Origin of the sequence: Corynebacterium sp., assembly GCF_030535495.1 — a bacterium.
Lineage (GTDB): Bacteria > Actinomycetota > Actinomycetes > Mycobacteriales > Mycobacteriaceae > Corynebacterium.
On sequence record NZ_JAUNRW010000074.1, the window covers coordinates 1 to 11200 of the forward strand.

An 11200-nucleotide genomic window follows, 5' to 3' on the forward strand; every position below is an offset into this window, starting at 1 on the left:
CCCGCTCGAAGGAGGCCCACGTGAGGACCGCGCCCATGGCGATGATCGGCTCCGGTCGGATGCCGTTGTTGTACGGCAGCCAGAAGGCGAGGAAGACCATGGCGGCGGTCCAGTGCGCCACCTGGCGCCCGGCGATGCGCGCACCGAGGCGCGGCAGAATCTCCCGGGACAGCACCAGCCAGATGATGATGCCCGACAACAGGGCGGGCAGGCGCATCCACACCGACGCGGTGGACACCTGCGTCATGAGGGCCAGCAGGTCGTAGTAGGGGGAGCCGAAGGGGGACTCCGGGACTCCGAACCAGCGGTAGTAGTTGGCGGTGTAGTCGGCCCCGTCGGACACGCGCGCCATGGTGAGGATGAAGCCGTCGTCCGAGGTGTTGGCGCCGAAGATGTGCCAGAAGCCCAGGATGGCGATGACGATGCCGTCGAGCGGTCGCGGCCGCCACCAGCCGGTGGGCAGGAAACGGCGGGTGGAGCGACCGTCGAGACGATCCATGCGGTGCAGGCCCCACAGGGAGACCAGCAGGGCGGCCAGACCGCCGAACATCGCGACGTACTTGATCAGGGAGGGCGCGGAGGTGAAGCGGGAGTTGATCTCGACGTCGACGGCCAGGCCGGCGTCGATAAGCGCGGCAGCGTCCCCGTCGAGCTCGGTGTAGACGCCGGTGACCTGCGGTCGGACGTCCTCCTCCTCGATCGTCCCCGCGTGCCGGGTGCCGGAGATCTCGGCGACCGTCTCCTCCTCGGTGGAGGTGATGGTGAGCACTGCGCTGTCCGGCAGTGCCGCGGCCTCGGTCGCGGACAGCTCGAGGGGCACCTGGTTGCGCACGACCACGTCGATGCCGCCGTCCCACGAACGGATGAACAGGCCACGCGAGGTGGCGTCGGTCGAATCGGGCGGCAGTGTCGACAGGATGAGGGACTGGTTCTCGCGGAGAGCCTCCAGGGCGTCGCTGACCGGAAGCTCGATGTCGAGGCGTTCCGGGGCGTAGGACACCAACGGTGCGTTGACCGAGGTGAGGCTGTCACCCTGCGGCCACGAGAACGAGGACTGGGTCTGGTTGACCGGGAGGAAAGGCGTCAGGATGAACAGCACGAAGCCCAGCAGGCCCGAGATGATCGCGACGTTCTTCAGCCACCCCGGCGCTACTGAGGTAGCGGGAGCGGACTCTCGATGGGACACGGCAGTAGCAGACACAGAAGTGGAGTCTACGTCAGACAGCGTCAATCTCCCTGCTTGCCACTACAAAGGGCCCGATCTGAGTGGTATGCCACAGGTCCGGCGAGAAGACCTCGGGATTGAAGTAGATGCCGCGGTACCGCACGTTGGGATTGTTCGGGTAGATGTCCTCGGCGAGGTGGGATTTCCAGCCGGCGTCGGTGGTCTCCGCTACCGGGGCGTCGACGGTGCCCCGCAGGATGAAGACATCCGGGCCGCGCCACGGGGCGTCATCCAGGGAGGCGAGGAATTCCTCCGGGGTGGTGTTCCAGGAGTCGGTGGACCAGCGCTGGATGACGTCGTTACGGGCGGAGAATTCTCCCAGCGGGTTGGCGTAGTGGCTGGTGAAGGCCTGGAACCCGAAGTAGGGGTGGTAGGCCATGAAGTTGATCTCGTCGGTGAGGACGACGGTGTCCAGCGGATCGTGGCCGTGAGAGCGTATCTCCTCGTCGATCTGCGGGTAGTAGCGTCCAGCGTCGGCGGCGTAGCGGTCGGCGCGCTCTCCGTAACCGTCGGTGTCGGAGTAGGCGCGGTCGATGGCCCGCTGGTTGTGCATCGGGATCTGCTGGGCGTAGAGCAGACCTGCGCCGCTCAGGACGAGAACCATGATGGTGGTCACCGTGCGCCGGGTCCGGGCACTGAGTTGGTTGGGGTAGAGCGAATTGAGGCCCGTGAGGCGCAACTCCGCCAGGGCCAGGACACCGGCGGTGGCCAGCTGCAGCACGATGAGGCTGTCGACACGGAAACCGAGCAGCGTGGAGCCGGCGAGCGTGGCCACCATGGAGGCGGCGGACCACAGGTAGAAGCCGACGAGTCCGATGATCATGTTGCGCACGTCGAAATCGGTGACACGCACGACCAGCCAGATGAGCCCGAGGAGGCAGAGGATGCCCACCACGGACAGGGAGAGGAACGGGATGGGCACCTGCGCGCCCTCCACCGGGAGGTAGTTGGGGGCGGCGCTCCCGTCCGAGGGGTGCCCGGTGATGGTGCGCCACACAAACGGGCCCCACACCAGCGAGGCGATGGCCAACGACCCGAATCCGATCACGGCCAGCCGGACGATGGGCTGGAGGGTGCGGTAGTAGAGTGCGGCGACAACCGTGCCCATCGCCACCACCGACAGGGCCACGGCACCGGTGTACAGGGTGTACAGGGAGGCGGAGACGCCGAGGTAGACGGTGATGCCGATGAGGGCGAACCGCATGCCTCCCAGGGCGCGACCGGCGATGATGGTGGCGGCCGGAACACCCATCGCAGCGATGGCACCGTAGGGTTCCTCGATGGACATGACCAGGGTGATGCACGTGGTCACCAGGGCGATACCCACCGCCACCGGCAGCGACCCCGTCAGACGCTGCCAGACGGGGACGAGCACACACGCAGCAGTGGCCACGGAGATCAGCGCCCACGGCTGGTACACCTCCCAGCCGGGGATCCCGAGTACCTCGGCGAGACGACCGCCCAGCCAGAACCACCCGAGCGGGTAGTAGGAGGGCAGGTCGATGTAGTTCATGTCCTGGTTGGCCCACGTGGTGGCCGCCCGGGTGAGGAACTGGGTCCGGAAACCCTGGTCGATGTGGACACCGTCGAGGTACAGGCGGGTCGCGGACAGGGGAATCGCGGTGGTGGAGATCACCAGCGCCGCGGGGGACAGGTAGGACACGAGGTAGGTGATGATGACCCGCCACCGCGGGCGGTGCACCGTCGGATCCTCTCCTGCTTCTCGACGCCGCACCGACCCTTGTTCATCGAGCAGCCAGACCAGCGTCAGCGCGCCGACCACCACCAGGGTGACGATGGTGGCGGCAGTGGACAGCGCATAGGTCATGTTCGACGTGTTGAACGCCGGCCAGCTGGTCATCCGCAGGACCAGCCAGGCCACCAGGGTGAGCGCCGCGCCACCGAGTCCGGCAGCGGCCATCCCGAGGAGGGTGGCGCGCCGGTCCGGCAGATCGGAGGCGTAGCCCTCCAGGGTGGTGCCCGAGATGGTGCCGGGAACGGGAGGGGTCGCGGTGCTCGCTGTCGACATGCCTAAAAGGGTAGCCTGCGGAAGATCTGACGCGGGATCACGTTGAACACTGCCGACACGGCCTCGAACGCGGGGTGGACGAAGATGATGTCTCGGCCCTTGATCACACCGTCGACGGTGGCCTCCGCGACCTGCTTGATGTCGACGGTCAGGGGGGCTTCCTTCACCCCGGCGGACATCCGGGTGCGTACCTGGCCCGGGCGGACGACCAGCACCTTCGCGCCGGTGTCGCGCAGGGCCTCCCCGAGCTGGGTGTAGAAGCCGTCGAGGCCGGCCTTGGAGGCGCCGTAGACGAAGTTGGAGCGGCGTACGCGCATACCGGCGACCGAGGACAGGGCGACGATGGTGCCGTGGCCCTGCTGCTTGAAACGCTGGCCGAGCAGCACGCCCACGGACACGGGGCCGGTGTAGTTGATCTGGGCGGACTCGACGGCGGCGGCCTGGTCCTGCCACAGGGCCTCCTGGTCACCGAGGGTGCCGAAGGCGACGATGGCCACGTCGATGTCACCGTTGGCGAACGCCAGGTCGATGACATCCGGGTGGGAGGCGAAGTCGGTGGCGTGGAAGTCGATGACCTCGACCTCTGAGGCGCCGGCGGCGCGGACGTGCTCCACGGCGGCGTCGATACGCGGCGAATCCTCACGCGCGGCGAGGATGACCCGGGCGGGACCGCGGGTGAGGAACTCGGAGACGATTCCGAGGCCGATCTCCGAGGTGCCGCCGAGCAGCAGAATGTTCTGGGCCTGGCCCACTGCGTTGAGCATCTGGTTGTTCTCCTGGGTTCTAGTTCAGTTCGAGGCGGCGGGACATGTCGGAGGCGAAGACACCGGTCGGGTCGATGGCATTGCGGGTGGCCAGCCAGCCCTCCATCTCCGGGTACATCTGGTGGAAGTTCTCGGCGGAGGTCCGCGATTCCTTGGCCAGGTAGAGGCGGCCGCCGAACTCCATGACGCGGCGGTCGAGGTCATCGAGGAACTCGTTGAGACCCTTCTTGATGGGGAAGTCGACGCACACGTTCCAGCCCGGCATCGGGTAGGACAGCGGCGCGCGGTTGCCCGGGCCGAAGAGCTTGAACACGTTGAGGGCGGAGTAGTGCCCGGATCGCTGGATGTCGCGGATGATCTCCTTGAACGGCTCCACGGCCTCCATCGGCACGACGAACTGGTACTGCAGGAAGCCGTTCTTGCCGTAACCGCGGTTCCACTCGCCGATGAGATCCAGCGGCTGATAGAACTGCGTGAGGTTCTGCACCTGGTTCTTGTAGGTGCCGGACTTCAGCCACCACAGCTCGCCGATGGCGATCATGGAGAACTTGTTCATGGTGAAGGACGGGAAGATGTCCGGCACCGTCACCAGCTGCGGGGCGTTGAACTTCAGCGGGTCCTTGGCCAGCTTCGGCGCCAGCTCCTTGAGCTGGTCGAGCGTGGCCAGCGAGCCCCGGGAGATGGCGGCGCGCCCCAGCTTCGGCTCCGGGGAGATCGCGTCGAACCAGGCGGAGGAATAGGTGAAGTTGTGCTCCGAGCCGTCGGAGTGGAAGGCCACCGTCTCGTCGAGGTTGTCGGTGAGGTCACCGTCGGCGATGAAATAGGCGGTCTCGGTGCGCGTCATGCGGATGCGGGCGCGCAGGATGATGCCGGTCAGGCCCATGCCGCCGACGGTCGCCCAGAACAGGGTGCCGTCCGGGTCATCCGCCGAGCCCTCGGGCTCGAGGTGGAGGACGCGGCCATCGGCCACCAGCAGTTCCATCGACGCGACGTGGTCACCGAAGGAACCGGCGGAGTGGTGGTTCTTGCCGTGGATGTCCGGGCCGATCGCACCGCCGATGGTCACCTGGCGGGTGCCCGGCAGCACCGGTACCCACAGGCCGTAGGGGAGAGCGGCCTTCATCAGCTGGTCGAGGGTGACGCCGCCGTCGACATCGACGATCGCCGTATCCGGGTCAATCGAGTGGATCTTGTTCAGCGGCTGCATGTCCACGACGAGTCCGCCGCCGTTCTGCGCGGGGTCGCCGTAGGAGCGGCCCATGCCGCGGGCGATGACACCGCGCCGCAGGTGGGCAGGCTTGTCGGCGTTGTCATCGGCGACCCGGGTCACCGCTGCAACGATCTTCTCGACGTCCGGCGTCGCCAGGACGTGCGCCGTCGAGGGGGCGGTACGGCCCCATCCGGTCAGGGACGTCGGTGTGGTCTGGAGTTCCATCTTCGCGAATTCTTCCTTCGACAGATCTGGGTATCTCCGTCCAGCGTAGCCCTGCCCCCTGACACAGGCGGTGAACGCTGGCGGGGGTGTCCCACACCCCCAGGGAACTGACAGTTAGCGGCGTTACGGGGGGAACACTTGCGTGGGGGGTGTAACGGTGTAATATCCCTGCTTAAGCACGCCGCCCGGGGGTGGCGGGGGTAACCGGGGGTAGGAAATCGTAGAGACGGTGAAACGTCCTGTTGCCACCGGACGATAGGGGTGCTACTTTGAGGGCAACTTCCCGATAGAAGTAACGCCCGATCTCGGCGCCGCGGCCAATCCGGTTGCGCACTGCCGACAGGGGGTCAATCGGCGGCAGTTACCCCTGAATTGGGGTGTTTATGAGGTGGCGGAGAACTTTATTTTTCCGCGTCAGCGAGGTGTCAGAAATTCCTCCTGAGCTCGACCTTTAGCTTCCAGGCGCCCAAAGAGCGCCCACTTTCGCATGCCGTTTTTCGGATGAATGGCTTGAGGCGTCGGCCGGATCCATGCCATTGTGGTGTCACAAGCACGAACCAACCGGATCGTGTTTCAACCACATCACTAAAGGAGTTCCACATGGACATCTTCGCCGTTTCTTCCGCAGCACTCGCCGGCCTCCAGGGCGTCGGCGGCTCCATCTTCGACGGCATCTGGGCCGTCTTCAACGCCTTCACCGGCATCTTCGCCTAAGTCACCTCCGACTTAAGCTCTCTCCCCTCGTAGCGTGCTCTGTCCATGAGCAGGGCTCCCGTAAGGGGAATCGCACAAGCTCCCGTGTGGCACCGCCACATCGGGAGCTTGTGCGATTCAGTGATTCCGGGGAGGGGTCTCAGAGATCGAGGATCTCGCGGATTTCGGCCGGGAGCTGTTCCTGGGTGGTGATCTCGGGGCCTCCCTCTGCGGCGTACTCACGCAGCAGCCGGTAGACCTCGGTGCGTTCGTGGGAGTCGAGGATGGGCAGTTCCTGGGCGATCATCCGCGTCATGAAGTCATTGAGCGGCAGGTTGGTCTGTTCCGTCGCCTGGAAGCGGCCTTCGCGCAGGTCCCGTTCCTCGTCATAGCCGGACGTGTCACGGGTGGTCTTGTTTTTTCCGAACAACATGCCACCAGCGTAGACACTAGGGTTTAAGCCATGACCGACAAGACCGATTTCTACACGCTCGACGACACCGTGGCCGGCCGAATCACCCAGGCCGGACTGGCCGGGGCCGCCATCGCCCTGCCGGACTACATCCGCTCCGGCCCGCTGCGCGTGCTGGCCACGGGCGCCATCGTCCTCGGCGGCGGGGCACTGGTCGCGGTCCTCAACTCCTTCGACGAGGATCCGGACAATGATCCGCGCCTCATGATGGATCAGATCCGCCGCTCCATCGGCGACATCGGGGCAGCCTCCGGACCGGCCTCGGACACCCCGCCGGGTGACTACTCCACGGCCTCGGCGGCTCAGACGTGGACGGTCATCATCGCGGCGCTGCTGGTTATCGTGGTGCTCGCGCGTGCTGACGCGGCCGTCCAGCGGCGCATCGCCACCTGGATGCGCCGGCAGGGGATCGCGCGGCCCAACACCTGGCTCGGAGCGGTCGCCGCGGCCTGCGTCTACGCCGTATCCGAGGTCTCCCACCGGAGGCTGGTGGCGCAGGGATGAGTGTGCGGGTGATCGCGATCGTCGATAAGCAACCCGACCTGACTGTCGTCTGGCACGTGCAGACCTCCCCGGACGCCCCGTCGGCGTCCGGCACCCTGTCCGGGGCCTGGTTGCTCGGGGACGGCGAGGTCGATCCGGCCCGCCTGGCGGACCTCACCGCCGACGCCCATGTGGTGCACACCGGAACGGACGGTCTGGAACGGATCCGGGCGGGCATCATCGCGCAGCTCAAGGAGATCAAGGCCGAGGCGAAAGCCGCGAAGGAGGCCAACCCGCAGCTGACCCTCCCGCGTTTCGAGGAACCGGGTCAGGTGGATCTCCCGACGCTGGAGGACGCCTACCACGGCGCGCCGGAAGGTCGCGTGGCCTGGTCCTATGCCATGGCTGCGGCGGAGCTCGTCGAGGCCTGGCACGCCATCGAGTCGCAGCGGCGCTCCCGAAAGCACCTGCACGAGAAGTTCGGCGCGCAGGTGCGGGCGCTGCCGGTGGGTGAGTGAAAATCGCTACCCTGGTGGCATGTCCAACAACGGTGCGGGCCACGCAGGCCAGGTCGTCGACCTGACGGCCGTGCGTGCCCGGCGCCAACGCCAGGCGCGCACCGTCATCCTCCAGGCCTCCCACATCCGGGCCGACGCCGAGGTGCACCGCCACATCGGACTCAACGACGCCCTCCACCTCGTCGACCTCCACGAGATTCTCGGCACCGCCTTCGGTTTCCGTGCCGCGCCCGGTTCCACGCCCTGGCACTTCTCGCACGCGGCGGACCGCGAGGAGCGTCTCGACGCCGCCGACCCCATCCACGCCCACCTCAGCGGCGCGGATGACCGCATCAGCTACCACTTCGGCCTGTGGGACGTCACCCTCACCGCCGTGGAATCCTATCCCCGCGACGCCGGCACCCCCCGTGCCCTGTGCGTCGGAGGCTCCGGGGCGTTCGGCGACGAGGACTTCGACCTGGCGGAGATCAACGCCGCCCTGACCGGCACCGCCACCATCCGCAGCGTGCTCGAGGTCACCCATCCCGCGGTGCGCGACATCATCACCCGCTCCGGCATCTTCGACTTCGTTCCGCTCCTGCAGGCACTCGACCTCAACCGTGAGACGGGCCTGGCGCGCGGCACGGTGGAACTGCTGCAGGGGCTGCCCGTGGAGAATCACCCGCCTGCCCGCGACGCCTTCTGGACCGTTGTTCTCGCCCTGGCCTGCATGGGGGATGAGACCCTGGGCAATCACGTCCTGGAGACGACCATGGCGTCCCTGGGCTGGGAGGATGAGGACGGCACGGCGCTGACGGGAGCGCGCGTGCGGGCACTGTGCGTCGAATCCCTCACCCTGCTTGCCGACGTCGGCGGTTACGGCGAACACGCCAAATCCCCCGTCGACCGGCTCGACATCTACCGCTGTCTGCTCAGCGGATCCGCGGGGGCGGGGTGGGCGGAGTAGGGTGATACCTCGTGTCCACTCGTTCTAGCCTGCAGACGCAGGCCGGTAAATTCATCATCTCCGGCGCGATCTCCGCGGTCGTCGACCTCGGCCTGACCTGGGTCCTGCAGATCTTCTTCGGCGCCGGCCCCGTTCTGGCCCGTTCCGTCGGTTTCATCTTCGGCACCATCACGGCCTACCTGATCAACCGACGCTGGACCTTCCAGGCCGCCCCCTCCACACGTCGCTTCCTCATGGTGGCGGCGCTGTACACCATCACCTACTTCGTCAACGTCGGACTGCACGCCGTGCTGTACCGGCTGTTCACCGGGTGGGAGTGGAACAATTCCCTGGCCATCGTCGTCGCCTTCGTCATCGCGCAGGGCACCGCCACCGTGATCAACTTCATCGTGCAGCGGGTGTTCATCTTCCGCTAGTCCGGACGCGTGAAGCGCTCATTCCGGCCCTGCCGGTGCAGGCGCAACCACTCGAAGAAACCCCGCGGGTCCTTCTTCTGCACCAGGAAGAACCAGCCGAAACGAGCGTATTCCTGCGGCAGCAGCTTGCGCATGCCCGGCTGGCTCATGATGTAGCCGCGGTTGCGGTAGGTGAAGTAGCGCTTCGAGGCGTTGTCCGGGTACTGCGTGTGCATCTTCCCGCCGAGGATCGGCTTGAACTCGTCCGAGCCGTCCGGGTGCAGATAGGCCGTGGTCAGCGCCGTGCCGAACGCCAGCCCCGAGCGCACCAGGCGGCGGTGGTACTCCACCTCGTCACCGCGGATGAACAGGCGGTAGTCGGGCACGCCGATGATCTCCATCGCGCGCGCCTTGATGAGCGCCCCGTTGAACAGGCTGGCGATCCCCGCCAGGAAATCACCCTCCAACTCATCCCGGCGGCGCCGCCACACCAGGCCCTGGCGCAGCGGGAAAGCGAGCTTCTCCGGATCGTTGATGTTGCACACCACCGGGGAGACCTCGTGGAGACGGTGCCGGGAGGCGACGTCGATAAGCGTCTCGAGGACGTGGGCGTCCGCAGGGCGGCCGTCATCGTCGGCACACCAGATCGCGTCGGCCCCCAACGACAGGGCCGTGAGGAAACCGTAGGCGAAACCGCCCGCCCCGCCCAGGTTTGTGCGGCTGGGCAGATACACCGCGCGGTCGCCCGCCATCTCGTGCACGAGCTTCTCGACGCTCGCCTCACACCCGTTATCCACCACAATCACCCAGTCCACCGGGTGGGTCTGCGCGACGACCTGCTCCAGCGAGGCACGCAGCAACTCCACCCGCCGGTGGGTGACGATCACCGCCGCCACTCGGTCGTCGCGGCTGAGGGGAGGAATGGTGGTGGGCATGAGGGTCATTGTGCCACGGGAGGGCTCAACTCTTCGTGAGGCGGTCTTGGCGGTCACACGCTTCGTCAGGAAGATGGATCTGGATTCCAAACATGTCCTCCAGTGTTTGCGCAGCCGTTAGCGGAGAATCACGGACAGCAGCCTTGAGCTGGGTCAGGCGCCACGTCGTGCGGGCCTTGCTGAGACGCGGCCCCCACGTCTGCATGTCCACAGACAAGCCGAACTCGATGCGAAGAGACTCCAGGATGTCTTCCAGGCAGGGTCTGAATCGCTCCCCACCGGTGGTGAAATGAAACTCGGATACCGCGGGGATCTTCTGATTGAGCGCCCGTTCGGCTCGCCGCTTCGCACGGCGGAACTGTGTGCCCGAGTGGCCCAGAAGATGGGTGAAGGCATCACGGTGTGCATGAACCTGCACGTGCGAGGAGGGGACATCTACCGGAGCGTCCTTCTCGAAGTCATAGCGAAAGAGGGGTTCGCCGCGGGTCTTGGCAAGCGGCCATACCTTGATCATGGAGGACTTCACAGTGAGATAGCGGTGTGTTTCGCTGAGGTAGCACTTGTACTCGAGCTCGATTCCCAGGAGAGTCTCCGGGCGTTCGTTTTCTCCCTTGACGCGCAACGGGATCAAGATGGGCGTGCTGTCTTCGTCTCGTGGGTTTCGAATCGAGATGAGAGTTCCGTCGGTGGAATCGGAGGCCGACAACGGGAACACATCACCGGTGCAGGCAAGCAGACTCGCCTCCAACTCCTCCCGGAAAACCCTGGCCTGGTCGGACAGCTCAGGCTGGGACACCAGACAGCCACCGGAGTTCGACGACACGCCGCCACAAACCGTATTCACGTTCAGTGAGAAGGTACTGTTCGCCGAGCTCATCGAGTTCGCTCTCGGACAATTGGAGCGCGTCCAGGATCGATTCAATCTGCGCCAACGCTTCCTGCTGACTGACCTTTTCGTACATCGGGGTCGACATCGGGTCCTCCTTTCTGACTCCATTGTGACAGACGAGAGCAACGAACTCCACAAAAAATCGATAACTTGTTCGATAGGCGTCCGCTACTCCAGCCCGCGCTGCTCCTCGGCCTCGAAGCGCTTGAGCAGGGTGCGCACGTAGTCGCCGGCGCCCTTGCCCTCGTAGTCCTCGACCACGTCGTCGACAAGCCCCGCGGAGCGGATCTCACCGTGGTCGATCCACAGTGCCGTGTTGCACAGCTGCGCGAGGAAGTCGTTGGAGTGGGAGGCGAAGACAAGGATGCCGGAGCGTTTGACCAGCTCCTGCAGGCGGACGCGGGCCTTGGCCATGA

Annotated in this window: 12 protein-coding genes and 1 pseudogene; 4 read left to right on the forward strand and 9 right to left on the reverse strand. The window is 66.0% G+C overall.

Annotation, left to right across the window (positions count from 1 at the left end):
• The 5 genes from Q4F73_RS09045 to Q4F73_RS09065 form a co-directional block, all read right to left on the reverse strand.
• A partial coding sequence (locus Q4F73_RS09045; RefSeq protein WP_303359026.1) for an arabinosyltransferase domain-containing protein occupies positions 1-1201 on the reverse strand: 1201 nt, incomplete at its 3' end.
• A gap of 16 nt (positions 1202-1217) precedes the next feature.
• Positions 1218-3254, reverse strand: a complete 2037-nt coding sequence (locus Q4F73_RS09050) for a galactan 5-O-arabinofuranosyltransferase (protein WP_303359027.1) — start codon at positions 3252-3254, stop codon at positions 1218-1220.
• 2 nt (positions 3255-3256) lie between these two features.
• Entirely contained in the window at positions 3257-4018 is a 762-nt protein-coding gene (locus Q4F73_RS09055; RefSeq protein WP_303359028.1) for a decaprenylphospho-beta-D-erythro-pentofuranosid-2-ulose 2-reductase, read from the reverse strand.
• A gap of 19 nt (positions 4019-4037) precedes the next feature.
• A complete protein-coding gene (locus Q4F73_RS09060) occupies positions 4038-5453 on the reverse strand; it encodes an FAD-binding oxidoreductase (protein ID WP_303359029.1) in 1416 nt (471 codons plus the stop codon).
• Positions 5454-6306: 853 nt separating this feature from the next.
• Positions 6307-6579: a hypothetical protein gene (locus Q4F73_RS09065; protein ID WP_303359030.1), complete on the reverse strand. Its 273-nt coding sequence runs from the start codon at positions 6577-6579 to the stop codon at positions 6307-6309.
• Between the two features lie 30 nt (positions 6580-6609).
• Between Q4F73_RS09065 and Q4F73_RS09070 the strand changes: the two genes are divergently transcribed.
• From Q4F73_RS09070 to Q4F73_RS09085, 4 genes are read left to right on the forward strand one after another with little or no spacing between them, the layout of a single operon-like run.
• The gene (locus tag Q4F73_RS09070) at positions 6610-7122 is read left to right on the forward strand and encodes a hypothetical protein (protein WP_303359031.1); all 513 of its coding nucleotides are present in this window, start codon (positions 6610-6612) and stop codon (positions 7120-7122) included.
• The gene (locus Q4F73_RS09075; RefSeq protein WP_303359032.1) at positions 7119-7619 is read left to right on the forward strand and encodes a hypothetical protein; all 501 of its coding nucleotides are present in this window, start codon (positions 7119-7121) and stop codon (positions 7617-7619) included. The genes Q4F73_RS09070 and Q4F73_RS09075 overlap by 4 nt, the downstream gene beginning before the upstream one ends.
• Before the next feature lie 19 nt (positions 7620-7638).
• Positions 7639-8565, forward strand: a complete 927-nt coding sequence (locus tag Q4F73_RS09080; RefSeq protein WP_303359033.1) for a hypothetical protein — start codon at positions 7639-7641, stop codon at positions 8563-8565.
• Positions 8566-8576: 11 nt separating this feature from the next.
• Positions 8577-8981, forward strand: coding sequence for a GtrA family protein (locus Q4F73_RS09085; protein WP_303359034.1), 405 nt, complete (start codon positions 8577-8579; stop codon positions 8979-8981).
• Here Q4F73_RS09085 and Q4F73_RS09090 read toward each other — a convergent pair.
• The 4 genes and pseudogenes from Q4F73_RS09090 to Q4F73_RS09105 form a co-directional block, all read right to left on the reverse strand.
• Positions 8978-9895 carry a glycosyltransferase gene (locus Q4F73_RS09090; protein WP_303359035.1) on the reverse strand — a complete coding sequence of 306 codons (918 nt, stop codon included), beginning with the start codon at positions 9893-9895 and terminating at the stop codon, positions 8978-8980. The two genes, Q4F73_RS09085 and Q4F73_RS09090, sit on opposite strands and share 4 nt — an antisense overlap.
• A 25-nt stretch (positions 9896-9920) precedes the next feature.
• Positions 9921-10691: a hypothetical protein gene (locus Q4F73_RS09095; RefSeq protein WP_303359036.1), complete on the reverse strand. Its 771-nt coding sequence runs from the start codon at positions 10689-10691 to the stop codon at positions 9921-9923.
• The gene (locus Q4F73_RS09100; RefSeq protein WP_303359037.1) at positions 10678-10869 is read right to left on the reverse strand and encodes a hypothetical protein; all 192 of its coding nucleotides are present in this window, start codon (positions 10867-10869) and stop codon (positions 10678-10680) included. The genes Q4F73_RS09095 and Q4F73_RS09100 overlap by 14 nt, the downstream gene beginning before the upstream one ends.
• 83 nt (positions 10870-10952) lie before the next feature.
• A pseudogene (locus Q4F73_RS09105) lies at positions 10953-11200 on the reverse strand (ABC transporter ATP-binding protein); the annotation flags it as partial.